Below are 16,054 nucleotides of genomic sequence, written 5' to 3' on the forward strand. Positions count from 1 at the left end.
CAGAAGGAGATAAAAGCTATGTTAGATCTTTTAATGAATGATATCCTCGGTACGCCATCTATATTAGTCGGGCTTTTCGCTCTTATTGGTTTGCTGCTTCAGCGCAAATCTGCGGCTGATGTAGTATCAGGCACGCTAAAAACAGTGATGGGCTTCATTATTATAGGAGCAGGTGCTACTGTTTTGACTGGTGCACTGACCATTTTCAGCAAAATGTTTGTCCACGCCTTCCATGTGCAGGGCGTGATACCGACAAATGAGGCGGTTGTAGCGGCTGCGCAGGGCAAATTCGGAGCCTCAACAGCGCTTATCATGGTATTTGGAATGATCGTCAATATCATTCTTGCCCGTTTTACCCGTTTCAAATATATCTTCTTAACAGGCCATCACACGTTATTTATGGCATGCTTGCTGGCTGTTACCTTATCTGTTGGCGGATTGAAAGGATTTCCGCTTATCCTGGCAGGTTCAATTCTTTTAGGGTTATGTATGGTACTCTTTCCTGCTTTACTGCAGCCATATGTCCGCCAAATTACAGGCAGCGATGATTTTGCAGTCGGCCATTTTGGCTCCATCGGATATTTTACTTCTGCAAAGGTCGGAAAATGGTTTGGCAACAAGGAAAAAACAACGGAACAAATCAATGTTCCAAAGTCATTGGGATTTTTGCGCGATACATCCGTAGCGGTTTCTCTGACAATGACCATTTTCTTTGTCATCGTAGCCTTGTTCGCCGGGCAGGGATATATTGAATCGAAGCTTTCAGGCGGTTCGAATTTCATCATCTTTTCATTAATGCAAGCGATCACATTTGCTGCTGGGGTTTATATCATACTGGCTGGTGTACGTATGCTGATTGCTGAAATTGTTCCTGCATTTAAAGGAATTGCAGAAAAGATTGCACCAAATACGAAACCTGCACTGGATTGCCCGACGGTCTTCCCGTTTGCGCCAAATGCAGTCATTATCGGATTTTTATTCAGCTTTCTTGCCGGTCTTTTATCCATGTTCATTCTTCCGGTCATCGGTTTGAAAATCATCGTTCCAGGCCTTGTTCCTCACTTCTTTACAGGTGCAGCGGCAGGGGTATTCGGGAATGTGACAGGCGGAAGACGTGGAGCTATGTTTGGTTCGTTCGCCAACGGCCTTATTATCAGCTTCATTCCAGCCATTCTTTTAGTCTTAATGGGGAATGTGGGCTTTGAAGGGGCAACATTCGGAGACTCGGACTTCGGAATCGTCGGAATCATCATTATAAGCATCCTGAAGTTTTTTGGATTATCATAAGGTACATAGAAAGAGGGGACTATGGTTCCCTTCTTTTTTTTGCATTCCGGTAAGACTCGACAAGGAGCAAACAGCATTTGCTTTGCCTTTGTCTAAAAAAGTCGATTTATTTTAATAGCTTCAGAGAGTAAGCTTCTGTTCAAATATGTTACAATTTTGATAAAATAAAAGTTTGAAATTAAAAGATAAAGGGAATCGTGAAATAGAGAAATACTAGCAGATTACTCTTTTTTGGATATGAAATTGGCTATGAGGTGGATGGCTGCTCATATGGACTGCCAAAGGCTAGCGCGACAAACCCTATAAAAGCCCTTTGTGCTGCCAAAAAATACTTGCTGCTGATAAGAAGCTAGGGAGTTGTCCAGTATGGAAATAGTACCGGAATTGATAAAAAACCTAAAACAAACGAAAGGCGGTCATATATTTTATCCTTTTGATAATATCGAGAGCTACCTTTGCAATGCCGTTTCGTTTATAGTCACCGCAGCTAAAAATGGTGATCATGTCATGTTTATTGAAAATGACCGAAATCTCCTTTATATCAATAAAATACTGCAAAAGAAGTTAAGCCATGCTGAAATGGCTAAAGTACATATCATGAATAATTTTGACTTTTATTATTCAAATGGAAACTTCCACCCGCATACCGTTCTTAATTACTTTTTAACCAGTATTGCTCCTCATCAGGAAGCCGGTGATTCCATATGCACATGGGGTCTGATTGAATGGGGAAATGATCAGGAAATCCACAATGAAATTGAAAAATATGAGCGTGAATTAAATAAATACATACTAAATAAAGGAGTCATTTCTGTTTGTGCATATGATGCCGGAAGAACTCCTGAATCTTTAAAAAAGCTCTTAATGGAATGCCATGGAATTTTATTGACGGATAAAGAATTCAGATTTTTGCAATAAAAGAATATTGCCGGTGCGTTTGGGGCAATTAAACAGGGCGCACAATCTGCTGTGCGCCTTTTGTTCAATTTTGATATTTATTCGGGAGCGTCCGCCCATTTGATGAAATGGTCTTCTCCCGGGTCATATGCAAGAATTTCAGAATTCGATCCTTTTTAATCCTTGGAATAACCTGATCAGTCACCATTTTTAAATGGATATAAAGCAGGGAATGTAAAGCCTTTTTAATTCTGGCCGGATTCGCTTTGCTATGGAAAACAGCGATATCATCTTCATTTCTGAACCATTCTGCGTTATATTTTTTAATCATTCTGATTGCCGCTTTTGGCAGCATCATAAGGGTATGTCAAAAAAGATATCTACCACCTGCAAAACGTGAACAACTATCATAAACGTTTAAAGGGGTGGATGGATAGGTTCTAAGGAGTGGCGACCAAGTATTTGGACAACCACCTAAACTGGTTCAGTTTCCTTCAGCAAAGTAAGAAGATGGCGGAAAAAGAGCAGATAAACCAAATGCTCCTCAGTTCTTGTCAGAATTCAAATAGTATAACTGTGAAGTTTTTGCGTGAGGTGTAAAAAAAACAACCATTCCATTATGAAAGGGCTGTATCCTTTTATATATTAAATAATTTTCCATCTATTTGCTTCAACCCTTTTAGCTGAACTCTGTACACGTTGAGCGGCATCTTCTCTTATTACGCGATGAAATGCATCATATAAGCGAGTAAACTTTAATTCATTCATCCTTTTAAAGATTCTCTCAATAGTCACACTTGGCAAGGGGATGAGGTTAGGATAGCTGTACATAAAACTTACCCAATTTCGGTCAGCTACTACGCGTATAATATCTCCACAAAGTAGAACCCCGTTTTGTATATTGCCGTTTCATTCTAGAACGGTACCACCTTTAAAATGTCCGCCTATCCTAAGTAAGCTTAGCTTTTCCCCTGGAATTATCACCACATGATGTTTATGTCCAGGAATTTCCATAATATGTGTAATTATTTTTAAGCAATTTTAGAGATTTGATTCAGAATAAGAAGCGAGGGAATTGCGGAGGAATTAAATTCGAAAAATGGTGGGTATTAAACTGTTTAGTTGACGTGCATTCTGTTCATGCAGCACTACAGACACATATTGCGAAAAAAAAAGAACTGTACCAGAAGGTCAGTTCATTTAGAGTTATTTTTTTGAGGGGAGATAACATTATTATAAAAAAATCTCTCCCAACGAACTAGCAAACTGTTTCCGTTTTCACCACGTTGTATTTCAGTTTCGTGTTTTTTGTGAAATTCTGCTACTCGTTTATTATGCTCTTTGTGCCATTGATTTAAAGAAACTTGCTTCATTTTCAAATCCTCCTTTTAGTTTATAACTTAATTATATTTGTGAGCTCAAAAAAATGAAAGGCAATTTAAAAATCGTTTTAGTGCACATTTCGTTTCTAATGCGTGACAGACAAAAACTTTGAGGGAGTGAAAACCATTTTTGAAAACATATAAAGCAAAAGTATCTGCAACTGTAGAAATCACTGCAATTGTTAAAGAATATGATAATAGTGAGATTGAAATTGTGGAAGTGGATGAAGTTTTAGAAGTAAATGACTTTGATAACGTAAGACCACTTTAATGAACTATTGTTCCATATGTTAAAAGTCTTTAAATATTGAATTTTTAAAAAAATATAAACAACAACAATTATTTGCTTCTCATTATCTTACGAAAGAGTGCCATTTTGTCTTGGATGATGGAATCCAAGGTATATAGTATGGAGCAAATTCTAAATGAAAGTGGTTTCGTAATAAATCAAAAGAAGAGTTAAAAGATATTATAAATTTTTTAATGAAACAATAACAAGATGGGTCCAATTGCAGTGGGAAAATACTGTGATAAATAAAACTTCTTGTTTTTAGAATGCAGTGGACTTATAGTCTTAAGTATTGCGTTTACGATAAAAGTTTTTTCAGAACAATATCTAAATTCAAATCAAATTGGGTCTTTTCAACTAACAGGTCTGTTTTAGGACAGCTCCTTTTTCTTATTGGGATAAACGATGGCATCCGTCAGTGCCCCGTGCAGACATTAAGACACTAATGTAAGTATTAGTTGTCCCTTTGCTTGGAGAGATAAATTCCAACAGCGATTCGACCAGCAACGCTAAAAGTAAGGCCTGTTCCAGCGAATATGTAGATTATGGTGAAAATCTTTCCTATATTAGTCGGTGGAACAAATTCAGCATTCCCTACCGTGGTAAGAGTTGTCACGCAAAAAATTTAAAGCATCCAGTATGGCTATGGATGATCAAAATGGCATCCAAGAATTTAAAAGTTGGAACATTTTAACAAAAATCAAAAGCGGTGCAGTAAAAATGATTCTACTAAAGTGGATTAGGAGTATAATAAATTTTGGTTATTAAGGGTTGTTTGCCCATTAATAAAGGTTCACAAGAACGTTTAACAATTAGTAATTAAATGAGGAGAAATGTGAACCGATATACAAGGTAAAGAATGATTATATAGGAGGAAAACATTTGAAAGAACTATTTGTATTATTAAAACAAGGAAATAAATCGGCATTAATGGCTGCCATTGTAAATGCCGTTATTGCTATCCTTCGTGGGACGGCATTTTTCTTTACCGGGAATGTGGCCATGTTCGCAGAAACGATGCATGCGATAGGTGATGCAGCCAACCAATTCTTTGTCTTTATCGGCTCCGCTTTATCCAAAAAAACACCTACCAAACGATTTCCAAATGGATTTGGACGATTGGTGAATTTGGTCCTGCTTGGGGCCGTCATCGTGGTAGCGATTATGAGCTACGAAACCATAAAAGAGGGAGTACATCATGTCCTTCATCCAACCGAGGCTGAAGGTTTCTTCATTGTCGTGGGGGTTCTCCTGGCTGGAGTCATCCTTGAATCAATGGTACTAGCAAAAGCCATGAAAGAGGTCATCCATGAAACTCACGTGGAGGCAAAAGGGCTCGGAATCCTTGTCCAAAGTATTAAAAATGTAGGGAAAGCAACACCTGCTACGAAGCTCGTCTTTATGGAGGACTTGGTTGCTACTGGAGGAGGATTACTGGCTCTATTGGCTGTTCTACTATCTAAATGGACAGGCCAGCATGTATTAGAAGGAATTGCGTCCGTTTTGATCGGTTTGATGATGTTGTTTGTTGTCGGAAAGGTCTTTATAGATAATGCGGCCGGTGTTCTGGGAGAAGCTGACGATGAAATGGAAAAGAAAATCGGACACATTCTCATCCAGGATCCTGAGGTAAAAGATATTCGGAACATCACAGTGATGAAGGAAGGGGAAACACTTCACGTAGAAGTAGAAGTAGAGCTAGAGGCATCTATCACCATCGAAGAAGCAGATGTGATTAAAGAGCGTTTAGCAGGTCAGGTCATGGGGCAGAAGGGCGTAGCCGATGTCCTTATCGAATTTAGCAAAGATGATGGAGAGGTTGATTGGAAAATGCATTACACGTAAAAGAGCAGCGGATTCTCCGCTGTTCTTTTTTTTCTTAATGATAACCGCTGTGATGGAGGAGGGGCTGCCTACTTGAAAAAAGGATTTACATATTAGAAATGCTGATTGTCATCGCCATGATTTCCATGTCACTATCTATTGTGTATGACACCGTAACACTCCTTAATCTCTCACCATACCGAAATGTTTCCGCTGTTGGGTGCCCATATGAATTTTTGCTTGCCTACACTGATAGCCGAGTATGTAGGTCTGGCAATACTTAAAAATTTTGCGCTGGTTGAAGTATTTGCTCCATGATGTCCAACTTTTAACACATCTACTTTGGATATTAACTTTTTAGCCATCATGTCATTTTCCAGATTTGAATTCGGCATCTCTTGTTAATAAGAACTTTTAACTCCATGCTTAACGATTAGTACGCCGCTCCAGTCATTTAAGTCAGACTGTGCAAATGTTTTTACAGGAGCAATAAATTTTATTTCTGTATTGTTATCTTTATCAGGAATAATGACACCTTTTGTGCCGTTTTTATGGTCAGCTTTTTGTTTTTAACTGCGGTTAAGAAATTCTTAAACGCCTGAGTAGTATGGGACACCTTTGGTGCATAAACAGATTTAACAGGACACATTTCTAAAGAAAAGTATATGGAAGGATTTATAGAATTGGATTGTAGAGGGTATGTTTGGAAAGATAATGTTTATCAGCAACTCGTTGATGAACTTAACATTTTTGGAATTGCCCCAGCAGAGCTGGATTGTCAACACTAAATCAAACAGCATTTTAAGGGAGCATTGCCCGTACCTCAGTAGACTCACATTGCCGAGAGTTTTATGGATAAGCAGCCTAGACCTGATTAGCTTAGTTTAATAAAGTATTTTAAGCTTTGAGGTATTTTTATGAGAAGCCCTAAAGAACTATAGTTCTTTAGGACTTTAAAATGCTGTTTATCTGCTACAATGAATTTCTTCAGTAAACTTTTCAATTATTTCTTGTATGCTCATCACACCAATGTTTCCTGTTTTACGTTTTCTTAATGCCAGGGATTGGTTTTCCATCTCTTTGTCACCTATAATAAGCATGTAAGGAGTTTTTTGTTTTTCAGCTTCTCTAATCTTTAATCCCATCTTTTCAGTTCTAGAATCGACTTCCACACGTACCCCTGCTAATTCCAACTGGGATTTCACGTCATTTGCGTAAGCTACATGTGAGTCAGAAATAGGGATTATTTTTGCTTGAACAGGCGACAGCCAGAGGGGGAATTCCCCAGCAAAATGTTCAATTAAAATGGCCATAAAACGTTCTACAGAACCAAAAATGGCTCTATGAATCATTACGGGGCGGTGAAGTTTATTATCTTCACCCACATATGCACATTCAAACTTTTGTGGCATTTGAAAATCCAATTGGATAGTGCCACATTGCCAGCTTCTTCCGAGAGAATCTAAAATATGAAAATCAATTTTCGGCCCATAAAAAGCGCCATCGCCCACATTAACTTGGTAATTCACTTCCTTACTTTTCAAAACAGATTCCAAGGCAGATTCAGCTTTATCCCAAATCTCTTTAGAACCCATATATTCCTCAGGTCTTGTAGAAAGTTCTATCTTATAGTCAAAACCAAAGTGAGAGTAGAACTCGTCGATTAGTACAAGGATTTTATCAATTTCTGACTCTATCTGGTCAACACGTATAAATAAGTGCGCGTCGTCTTGAGTAAAGGAGCGAACCCTTAGAAGTCCATTTAAAGAGCCTGAAAGTTCATGTCTGTGAACTAATCCAAGTTCGGAAAAACGGATAGGTAATTCTCGATAGCTTCTTCGTTTGTTGTTGAAAATTAATATCGCACCCGGACAGCTCATTGGTTTAATTGCATAATTTTGATGATCCACATTAGAGAAGTACATGTTTTCATGGTAGTGATCCCAATGACCTGATTGCTCCCAAAGTTCCTGTTTCATCATAATAGGTGTTTTAATTTCCTGATAACCTGCCTTTGTATGTTTTTCTCTCCACAAATTTTCCAACTCGTTCCGAATTACCATTCCATTCGGCAAGAAAAAAGGCATTCCTGGGGCCTCCTCTAACGAAGTAAACAGTTCCAGCTCTTGACCCAGCTTTCGATGATTTCTTTTTTCTGCTTCTAGTTGATTAAACATTTTAATTCCTCCTAATTTTAAATTGTATAAAAAAAGACCACACTCCTCCCAGAAATAAAGGGACGAGTGTGGTCGTGGTTCCACCCTGATTTCATAAAGCGCACATGAAAAATGCTTTATGCTCAAAAAAGATAACGGATTTACCGATTATAGATACTCTGGTTGGCACATTTCCCTATAATAGCTCCAAGGTGGTAAATCATTCGCTTTTCTTCAGGGCTTTCAGCCAGTGGCCCTGTTCTCTGGTAAGAAAACGAAGAATGATTCATGTCCTTATCAACGCCTACTATTTAATTTTGTATACAAAAAGACCACACTCCTCCCGGAAATAAAGGGACGAGTGTGGTCGTGGTTCCACCCTAATTTCATAAAGCAACAATGAAAAATGCTTTATGCTCAAAAAAGATAACGGATTTACCGATTATAGATACTTTGACTAGTGCATTTCCCCATAATAGCTCCAAGGTGGTAAATCATTCACTTTTCTTCAGGACTTTCAGCCAGTGGCCCTGTTCTCTGGTAAGAAAACGAAGAATGATTCATGTCCTTATCAACGCCTGCTATTTAATTTTGTATACAAAAAGACCACACTCCTCCCGGAAATAAAGGGACGAGTGTGGTCGTGGTTCCACCCTAATTTCATAAAGCGCACATGAAAAATGCTTTATGCTCAAAAAAGATAACGGATTTACCGATTATAGATACTTTGACTAGTGCATTTCCCCATAATAGCTCCAAGGTGGTAAATCATTCACTTTTCTTCAGGGCTTTCAGCCAGTGGCCCTGTTCTCTGGTAAGAAAATGAAGAATAATTCATGTCCTTTTCATAGCTTAATTAAGATTGTAATTTGTTGTTGCTGACAATTCTAATACACATATTGGAAAAAATCAAATGTTTATTTAAAGAAATACAATAACTAAGCGATCAGTTTTGATTAGCAATTATCTATATAAGTTCATAGTGTAATTTTACACCGTCACACAAAGTCGCCCGTCCTCCCTACAATCTCCTTATGGGTATAGCCGGAAAACCATAGGAAAACTGCCTGGTACTGCTTTATCCTTTGGAGCATTTTACTTATTATATACATGAAAATTGTAAAAGAAAAATGCTTAATTAAATTTACAAGTAGCTTATGAATACAAAACAAACGCTTGCTGAATAATCCAGTGGCTTATCCGTTTTAATACAAAGTCATATTCCATATTAAAAATTTCGTTTATGACTCTTGCAGCTCCATCCTGAGTATTAGTCTTTGTTTCGCTTAATGACATTTACTTTCGTCCCATGATCAGCGGAGCTTGCTTTAAAATTCGTTCTCCATCCTAAGCTGCTTTAATTCCTTACGTAGTGCTAAAAGCTCCCGCTGTTCAGGAGACCGGTTGTCTATCTCTTTAAAAGAGCCGGAGGTTTCATCCTGGTGAATCCAGCGGTCAAGAGAGGCCGGAGTCAGATCATATTCATCAATAATAGCTCGTTTCGTTTTTCCATTCTGGTACAGCTGCACCATTTGCTTTTTGAACTCAGGCGTGAATGTGCGGCGTTCTCGTTTTGTCATATTTAAAGCCCCTTATCTGTTTTAGGTCAAGTGTATGTGACCTTAATTTTTCTGTCCAGATAAGTGTAGACGCTCCAAGCTACTTCAGGATTATCTTGATGAATTTAAGAATAATTGTGTTCCATTTGATAACCTAAATCAAATGCTGGAGAACTTAAAATAATAAACTTTATTTAGGTATGATTACGAATGGGTATGGTCAATTCCAAATGGATAAGATAAAGGCTTTAGGTATTGAAGGCTACTTTAATGTTATATTGATGTCTGAATGGGAAGGAATAAAAAACCAAGTCCTGAAATTTTTTGCAAAGATATTCAGAAACTTGGTGTATCAGCTAATGAGTGCATATTTATGGGGAATCATCCTGATATGACGTTAAGGCTGCTCAAAATATTGGTATGAAAGGTTTTTGGAAAGTTATAGAGGAATAGGCAGGAATTTTAAAGAGGCGAAAGATTATCAATTTTAAGAAATTTTGGTTGACGAAGGTTTTTTCAAGTAGTAATATGAAAGCGTAATCAAATTAAGTAACCGTTTACGTAAATTATTTAATCAAAGAAAAATGAGGGAAATTATGGACCCTACGATTAAGCATGTTGCGAAAAAAGCGAATGTTTCAACAGCCACAGTATCTAGGATTTTAAATAATAAACCAGGTTTCTCCCTTAAAACGAAAAAAAGAGTATTAGAGGTTATTGAAGAGCTCGGCTATCAGCCTAATGCCATTGCAAGGGGATTAATTAACGGGAAAACAGAAACCATTGGGGTATTGATGCCGCGGCTGCTGGATATGTTTGCATCAAGAGTTTTAGAAGGAATTGACGAGTATGTTCATGAACGGGGTTCTAGTGTCATTGTCTGCAATACGGATAACAATAGAGACCGGACAATGAAATATCTGCAGTTCCTCGGGGAAAAGCGGGTGGATGGCATCATCTTTGTCAGTCAATTGCTAGAGGAAGACTATTACAGGATGATGGCGGATATGAAGATTCCCATTATCCTGGTTTCGACTATTTCTTATGAGTTTCAGCTTCCATATGTAAAAGTCGACGACTATCATGCCGCCTTCAGTGCCACGCAGTATCTTATTCAAAAAGGACATAAGAAAATTGCCATGATAGCAGGAGAACAGACCGATCCTGTGGCAGGGATACCCAGAATCGAAGGATTTAAATCTGCCCTGAAGTCTGCAGGATTAACCCCGGATGACCGCTTTATTGTATCCACTGGCGGTTATAGCCACAGTGACGGTAAGCGGGGGATGGAGCAAATACTTGCAAGGGGACTTGATGTCACGTCGGTCTTTGCCTGCAGTGATGAACTCGCAGTAGGAGCCATGTCTGTCGCTTATAAAAAAGGTATTTCAATACCAGATGACTTGTCGATCATCGGCTATGATAATACGCCGTTAGCTGAAATGTCGTTCCCTCCATTAACAACGGTTGCACAGCCTTTGTATGATATGGGAAACAAGTCGGCAGAGATGCTGTTTAACATGATGGAGACTGGTGAACGATCAGAAAGCAGAATCATGCAGCATAAAGTGATTGAAAGAGAAACAGTTAAAGAGATACTTTGTTGACCCCGTATCTTTTTTTCTAAACAAACGTAAACGTTTACTTAATTACGTAAACGTTTTCTAAAAACAGGAGGGAAAACTATGGAAAAGCAGTGGTGGAAAGATAGTGTTGTGTATCAAATTTATCCAAGAAGTTTTAAAGACAGCAATGGTGATGGAATAGGGGACATTCAAGGGATTATTTCCAAGCTGGATTACTTACATAAACTTGGCATCGATATTATCTGGCTGTCACCTGTATACAAATCTCCAAATGATGACAATGGCTATGATATCAGTGATTATCAGGATATCATGGACGAGTTTGGCACAATGGAGGATTTTGATGAGCTATTAGGTGCTGCACATAACCGGGGCATTAAAATCATGATGGACCTGGTGGTGAATCATTCTTCAGATGAGCATCAATGGTTTGTTGAATCACGTTCTTCAAAAGATAATCCAAAACGCGATTATTATATTTGGAAGCCGGGCAAGGACGGGGCAGCACCAACAAACTGGGAAGCGGCTTTTAAAGGCTCTGTATGGGAATATGACGAAACTACAGATGAGTATTTCCTTCATCTTTTCAGCAAAAAGCAGCCGGATTTGAACTGGGAAAACCCGAAACTCCGCAGTGAAGTGTATAACATGATGAAATGGTGGCTGGATAAAGGGATTGATGGTTTCCGTATGGATGTAATCAACTTTATCTCCAAGGATACAAGCTATCCTGATGGAGAGGTACAGCCCGGGAAGCAATATGGAAATGGAAGCCCTTATTTCATGAACGGCCCGCGCATCCATGAATTTTTCCAGGAAATGAATCAGGAGGTTCTTTCCAAGTACGATATTATTACCGTTGGGGAGACACCGGGAGTTACTCCTGAGGAAGCGAAATTATATACCGGAAGAGACAGAAATGAACTGAACATGGTCTTCCAATTTGAGCATATGGGCTTGGGTGACGGCCCTGAAGGCAAATGGAGCAATGGTCCTTGGAAGCTGACGGAGCTTAAGCGTATTTTGACCAGATGGCAAAAGGGTCTGGAAGAGGATGGCTGGAACAGTCTTTACTGGAATAACCATGATCAGCCCCGGGTCGTCTCACGATTCGGAAACGATCAGGAATATCGTGTGGAGAGCGCCAAAATGCTGGCAACCCTTCTTCATATGATGCAGGGAACTCCTTATATTTACCAGGGAGAAGAGATCGGCATGACAAACGTTGCGTTCGATACCATTGAGGAGTACCGGGACATCGAAACGCTGAATGCCTATAACGAACTTGTTGGGGAAGGAAAGATGAGCAAGGAAGAAATGATGTCAGCTATCTATGCCCGCAGCAGGGATAATGCCCGGACACCAGTTCAGTGGGATTCCTCGGAATATGCTGGCTTTACATCTGGAAAGCCGTGGATTGATGTGAATCCAAATTATACAGAGATCAATTCAGAAAAGGCGATGGAAGACCAGGATTCTATTTTCTACTATTATCAAAAACTGATTAGCCTTCGCAAGGAACACAGCATCATAGTCGATGGTACCTATGATCTGATTTTAGAAGATAGCGAGAATATTTATGCGTATACACGCAGCATGGAAAATGAAAAGCTGCTTGTGATCTGCAACTTTACGGCTGAAACAGTACCGTTTGACTTGCCTGAACATATTTCATATACAAATAGCGAGATACTGATTCAAAACTATCACACAGACAGCAATGATATTCAGCATATTGAATTAAAGCCATATGAAGCACGCGTATACAAACTTTCATAAAAGGGGCGAAATTGAAAATGAAGAATAAGAAATTAGTAGGTACAGTTGCAGCATTGTCTATTGGAGCTTCATTACTGGCAGGATGTTCTACTGGAGGATCGAAGGATGACGGAAAAACGCATATCGAATTTTTCTCGACAAAAGTAGAAAACTCCAACACATACAAAGAATTGATTAAGGATTTTGAGAAAAAGAATCCGAAAATCTCGGTCGATCTTACTTCACCGCCAGATGCAGGTACAGTTATTAAGACTCGTTTAACAAAGAATGACCTGCCTGATATCATTGCTTCAGGAGATGACACTACATTCACGAATCTGGCAGACTCCGGAGAGCTTCGGGATCTTTCTGACAAAGGCTTCAAGGATAATATCCAGCCGGCATTCATCGATATGGTTAAAAAAGATTACAAAAAAAGCAGTGCACTTTACGGAATTCCATATGCAACAAACGGGAATGGCGTTATTTACAACAAAGACAAATTTGAAAAGCTTGGCATCAAAGAAACGCCAAAAACATGGGATGAGTTTATCGCTGATTTGGATAAAGCAAAAGCGGCAGGCGAGATTCCGATTTACTTTACCCTGAAGGATGCATGGACTGGAATGGTTGCACTTAACTCTGTTGCTGCTCCAGTGGGGGCCGACCAGTTTGCCAAAGATAAAACAGACGGTAAAACAACGTTCAAGAAAAGCTACAGTGAGGTTGCTGACAAGCTGCTGACACTTGAAAAGTATGGACACAAAGACAACTTGGGCGTTGCTTATGGTGATGGAAATACTGCTTTTGCACAAGGTAAAGGCGTATTCTATCTTCAGGGAAACTGGGCAATCCCAGAAATTCTGAAAGCAAATCCTGATGCGAAGCTTGGCGTGTTCCCTTTCCCTGCTACAAATGACGTGAAGCAAAACAAGCTTGTATCAGGCATCGATGTACTGTTTTCTGAAACAAAAGCCACCAAGCACCAAAAAGAAGCAGATAAATTCATTGAGTTTTTGGCAAGCCAGGATTCAGCCCAGACTTATACAAAAGAGCAAAAATCATTCTCTGCAGTTAACGGCGTAACACAGGACGATCCGACTCTTGCAGGCTATAAGGACAGTTTTGCAAACGGAAATATTGCGGGCTATGCCGACCACTTCTTCCCAGCAAGCTTAAATGCTCCAAACATTGTACAGGACTTCTTTATTAAGAAAAATAAAGATGCCTTCCTGACAAAAATGGACAAGGAATGGGATAAGGTAGCAAACCGAAAATAATAAAGTAAGCATAATGGAGCAAATAGGGTATCCATCTGGATGCCCATTCTCTTTCTAAGGGGTGGTTATTGATGAAAAAGCGCAATTATGCCTATCTGTTTATGGTATTGCCCGGTGTATTACTGTTCTTCATCTTTCATACTTTTCCGGTTTTAAAAGGGATTTTTTATAGTTTTACAGACTGGAAGGGCTACGGGGACTGGAACTTTGTCGGCATAAAGAATTATCTGAATGTGTTCAAGGATGACCGGGCGCTTCATGCCTATTTATTCACCTTTAAATTTGCGATTGTTTCGACCATTATCGTAAATGTGTTAAGTCTATTAATTGCGATTGGACTTAACTCGAAGATTAAGGCAAGGAGCTTTTTCAGGGGAGTTTACTTTCTGCCCAATATTCTAAGTGTGTTAATTGTAGGTTTTATTTTTAACTACATATTTGCCCATATGCTTCCGCAGATCGGGGACGCGCTGCATCTTGATGTATTATCAAGAAATATTCTCGGAGACCCGGATCTTGCCTGGATCGGTGTGGTCATTGTCGCATCATGGCAATCGATTGCTTTTAACACCATCCTTTACCTGGCTGGCCTGCAGACGATTTCGTCGGATATTTATGAAGCCGCAGCTATTGATGGGACAGGAAAATGGCGTGAATTCTGGAGTATTACATTCCCGCTGATCGCCCCATTCTTTACGATTAACATGGTGCTTTCATTAAAGAACTTTTTAATGGTGTTCGACCAAATTGTGGCGATGACAGGCGGGGGACCCGGCCAGTCTACAGAATCAATTTCGTATCTGATCTATAAAGGCGGTTTCCAGGGAGGAGATTTTGCCTACCAATCTGCCAATGCGGTCATTTATTTCATTGTGATTGTGGTTATTTCCGTTCTTCAGCTTAGATTCCTGCAAAAACGGGAGGTTGACATGTAATGAATAAAACAAAAACAAATTGGACCGTTCAAATCCTGATCGCGCTTGGTGCATTGTTTGTGCTGATTCCCTTATACTTAACCATCACCATTGCCTTAAAGGATCCGCAGCAGCTGGCACAATCTGTTCTGGCTTGGCCGGATAAGCTGCACTTTGAAAACTTTTCCGAAGCCATTCAAATGACTAACTTTTGGGCTGCATTTGGAAACAGTGCCATTATTACAGTCAGTGTCGTGATTTTGACGCTGCTGACGAATTCAATGGTTGCCTATGCAATTGCCAGAAACATGCATAAACGTTTCTTTAATATCTTATACTATTTTCTTGTCAGCGCCATGTTCATCCCGTTTCCGATTATCATGCTTCCTATCGTGAAGCAAATGAGTGACTGGGGACTGGATAATATGGTCGGGCTTATTCTCCTGTATGTGGTTTACGGCCTTTCATTCAACATTTTCGTATATGTCGGATATATTAAGTCGATACCAAAGGAGCTGGAAGAAGCGGCTATTATGGACGGAGCCAGTACGTGGGGAGTGTTCTGGAAAGTGATTTTCCCTCTATTGACACCCATCAACGCAACTGTTGCCATCCTGACTGCTCTTTGGGCATGGAATGACTTTATGCTTCCTCTCGTGTTATTGGATCAAAATTCAGCTACATTGCCTCTCGTACAATATGTATTCCAGGGACAATTCAGCACAAACTACAACCTGGCTTTTGCTTCTTATATCATGGCTCTTGCGCCAATGGTCGTTGTTTACCTGTTCGCGCAAAAGTGGATCATCAACGGAGTCACAAAAGGGGCCATCAAATGAGAAACCGGATTTTTCCGGTTTCTTTTTTTTTGAGAATTAAAAGATTTGCGGGAGTGTGAAAAAGTGTTTAAAGGATAGCCTTTGTTATTTTGGCCGGCTGATTTCCACTGCAGGATGCTCGCTTTCCGCGGGGCGGGCGGCAAGCCTCCTCTGCTGCGCCTGCGGGGTCTCACCTTCCCGCTAATCCCGCAGGAGTCTCGCACCTTCCGTTCCAATTAGCCTGTAGCTATTAAAAAAAATATTCACCTAACTTTAGAAGAACAAATTCCTCAGTCATTTAAGA

General features: G+C 39.6%; 15 protein-coding genes, 2 pseudogenes and 2 other annotated features. Of the genes and pseudogenes, 11 read left to right on the top strand and 6 right to left on the bottom strand.

Annotated elements, in window-relative coordinates:
* The first annotated feature begins 18 nt into the window (after positions 1-18).
* Both BM126_RS19310 and BM126_RS19315 read left to right on the top strand, forming a co-directional pair.
* A complete protein-coding gene (locus BM126_RS19310; RefSeq protein WP_071352059.1) occupies positions 19-1,287 on the top strand; it encodes a PTS ascorbate transporter subunit IIC in 1,269 nt (422 codons plus the stop codon).
* 366 nt (positions 1,288-1,653) lie between these two features.
* Positions 1,654-2,205 (top strand): MEDS domain-containing protein, encoded by a 552-nt coding sequence (locus BM126_RS19315; protein ID WP_090991064.1) that lies wholly within the window; start codon positions 1,654-1,656, stop codon positions 2,203-2,205.
* Between the two features lie 64 nt (positions 2,206-2,269).
* On the opposite strand, the gene BM126_RS19320 is transcribed toward BM126_RS19315, so the two are convergent.
* Positions 2,270-2,542 (bottom strand): hypothetical protein, encoded by a 273-nt coding sequence (locus BM126_RS19320; protein ID WP_090991065.1) that lies wholly within the window; start codon positions 2,540-2,542, stop codon positions 2,270-2,272.
* A 2-nt stretch (positions 2,543-2,544) separates the two neighbouring features.
* On the opposite strand from BM126_RS19320, the pseudogene BM126_RS19325 reads away from it, so the two are divergent.
* Positions 2,545-2,784 (top strand): annotated as a pseudogene (locus BM126_RS19325) (IS1595 family transposase); the annotation flags it as partial.
* A gap of 596 nt (positions 2,785-3,380) precedes the next feature.
* Here BM126_RS19325 and BM126_RS22580 read toward each other — a convergent pair.
* A complete protein-coding gene (locus BM126_RS22580; protein ID WP_177201512.1) occupies positions 3,381-3,557 on the bottom strand; it encodes a hypothetical protein in 177 nt (58 codons plus the stop codon).
* Positions 3,558-3,696: 139 nt separating this feature from the next.
* Here BM126_RS22580 and BM126_RS22585 point away from each other — a divergent pair, with 139 nt between their 5' ends.
* Positions 3,697-3,837, top strand: coding sequence for a hypothetical protein (locus BM126_RS22585; RefSeq protein WP_177201513.1), 141 nt, complete (start codon positions 3,697-3,699; stop codon positions 3,835-3,837).
* Between the two features lie 472 nt (positions 3,838-4,309).
* Here the strand turns inward: BM126_RS22585 and BM126_RS19330 are convergent, their stop codons facing one another.
* Positions 4,310-4,471 carry an ion channel gene (locus BM126_RS19330; protein ID WP_256213192.1) on the bottom strand — a complete coding sequence of 54 codons (162 nt, stop codon included), beginning with the start codon at positions 4,469-4,471 and terminating at the stop codon, positions 4,310-4,312.
* A gap of 266 nt (positions 4,472-4,737) precedes the next feature.
* On the opposite strand from BM126_RS19330, the gene BM126_RS19335 reads away from it, so the two are divergent.
* Positions 4,738-5,700: a cation diffusion facilitator family transporter gene (locus BM126_RS19335; protein WP_090991067.1), complete on the top strand. Its 963-nt coding sequence runs from the start codon at positions 4,738-4,740 to the stop codon at positions 5,698-5,700.
* A gap of 170 nt (positions 5,701-5,870) precedes the next feature.
* On the opposite strand, the gene BM126_RS19340 is transcribed toward BM126_RS19335, so the two are convergent.
* The 3 genes from BM126_RS19340 to BM126_RS19350 form a co-directional block, all read right to left on the bottom strand.
* The gene (locus BM126_RS19340) at positions 5,871-6,074 is read right to left on the bottom strand and encodes a hypothetical protein (protein ID WP_090991068.1); all 204 of its coding nucleotides are present in this window, start codon (positions 6,072-6,074) and stop codon (positions 5,871-5,873) included.
* A 570-nt stretch (positions 6,075-6,644) separates the two neighbouring features.
* The gene (gene thrS, locus BM126_RS19345; RefSeq protein WP_090991069.1) at positions 6,645-7,856 is read right to left on the bottom strand and encodes a threonine--tRNA ligase; all 1,212 of its coding nucleotides are present in this window, start codon (positions 7,854-7,856) and stop codon (positions 6,645-6,647) included.
* A gap of 329 nt (positions 7,857-8,185) precedes the next feature.
* Positions 8,186-8,419, bottom strand: a binding site (T-box leader).
* Between the two features lie 40 nt (positions 8,420-8,459).
* Positions 8,460-8,693: a binding site (T-box leader), on the bottom strand.
* 470 nt (positions 8,694-9,163) lie between these two features.
* On the bottom strand, positions 9,164-9,415 hold the full coding sequence (locus tag BM126_RS19350) for a transposase (RefSeq protein WP_090991070.1): 252 nt from the start codon (positions 9,413-9,415) through the stop codon (positions 9,164-9,166).
* Positions 9,416-9,491: 76 nt separating this feature from the next.
* On the opposite strand from BM126_RS19350, the pseudogene BM126_RS19355 reads away from it, so the two are divergent.
* The 6 genes and pseudogenes from BM126_RS19355 to BM126_RS19380 all read left to right on the top strand — a co-directional run.
* Positions 9,492-9,832 (top strand): annotated as a pseudogene (locus tag BM126_RS19355) (HAD family hydrolase); the annotation flags it as partial.
* A gap of 158 nt (positions 9,833-9,990) precedes the next feature.
* Complete coding sequence (locus tag BM126_RS19360) at positions 9,991-11,001, top strand: LacI family DNA-binding transcriptional regulator (RefSeq protein WP_090991071.1); 1,011 nt, start codon at positions 9,991-9,993, stop codon at positions 10,999-11,001.
* A gap of 78 nt (positions 11,002-11,079) precedes the next feature.
* Complete coding sequence (locus BM126_RS19365; protein WP_090991072.1) at positions 11,080-12,759, top strand: glycoside hydrolase family 13 protein; 1,680 nt, start codon at positions 11,080-11,082, stop codon at positions 12,757-12,759.
* A gap of 17 nt (positions 12,760-12,776) precedes the next feature.
* Entirely contained in the window at positions 12,777-14,018 is a 1,242-nt protein-coding gene (locus BM126_RS19370) for an ABC transporter substrate-binding protein (protein WP_090991138.1), read from the top strand.
* A 71-nt stretch (positions 14,019-14,089) separates the two neighbouring features.
* The gene (locus tag BM126_RS19375; RefSeq protein WP_071352055.1) at positions 14,090-14,953 is read left to right on the top strand and encodes a carbohydrate ABC transporter permease; all 864 of its coding nucleotides are present in this window, start codon (positions 14,090-14,092) and stop codon (positions 14,951-14,953) included.
* Positions 14,953-15,771, top strand: a complete 819-nt coding sequence (locus tag BM126_RS19380; protein WP_090991073.1) for a carbohydrate ABC transporter permease — start codon at positions 14,953-14,955, stop codon at positions 15,769-15,771. The genes BM126_RS19375 and BM126_RS19380 overlap by 1 nt, the downstream gene beginning before the upstream one ends.
* Positions 15,772-16,054 lie beyond the last annotated feature (283 nt).

Origin of the sequence: Bacillus sp. OV322, from assembly GCF_900112495.1 — a bacterium.
Taxonomy (GTDB): Bacteria; Bacillota; Bacilli; order Bacillales; family DSM-1321; genus Peribacillus.

Bases quoted from the DNA above. Each gene is read 5' to 3' on its own strand.
- BM126_RS19310 (WP_071352059.1), top strand. From the start codon at position 19: ATGTTAGATCTTTTAATGAATGATATCCTCGGTACGCCATCTATATTA.
- BM126_RS19315 (WP_090991064.1), top strand. From the start codon at position 1,654: ATGGAAATAGTACCGGAATTGATAAAAAACCTAAAACAAACGAAAGGC.
- BM126_RS19320 (WP_090991065.1), bottom strand. From the start codon at position 2,542: ATGATGCTGCCAAAAGCGGCAATCAGAATGATTAAAAAATATAACGCA.
- BM126_RS22580 (WP_177201512.1), bottom strand. From the start codon at position 3,557: ATGAAGCAAGTTTCTTTAAATCAATGGCACAAAGAGCATAATAAACGA.
- BM126_RS19340 (WP_090991068.1), bottom strand. From the start codon at position 6,074: ATGCCGAATTCAAATCTGGAAAATGACATGATGGCTAAAAAGTTAATA.
- thrS (WP_090991069.1), bottom strand. From the start codon at position 7,856: ATGTTTAATCAACTAGAAGCAGAAAAAAGAAATCATCGAAAGCTGGGT.
- BM126_RS19350 (WP_090991070.1), bottom strand. From the start codon at position 9,415: ATGACAAAACGAGAACGCCGCACATTCACGCCTGAGTTCAAAAAGCAA.
- BM126_RS19360 (WP_090991071.1), top strand. From the start codon at position 9,991: ATGGACCCTACGATTAAGCATGTTGCGAAAAAAGCGAATGTTTCAACA.
- BM126_RS19365 (WP_090991072.1), top strand. From the start codon at position 11,080: ATGGAAAAGCAGTGGTGGAAAGATAGTGTTGTGTATCAAATTTATCCA.
- BM126_RS19370 (WP_090991138.1), top strand. From the start codon at position 12,777: ATGAAGAATAAGAAATTAGTAGGTACAGTTGCAGCATTGTCTATTGGA.
- BM126_RS19375 (WP_071352055.1), top strand. From the start codon at position 14,090: ATGAAAAAGCGCAATTATGCCTATCTGTTTATGGTATTGCCCGGTGTA.
- BM126_RS19380 (WP_090991073.1), top strand. From the start codon at position 14,953: ATGAATAAAACAAAAACAAATTGGACCGTTCAAATCCTGATCGCGCTT.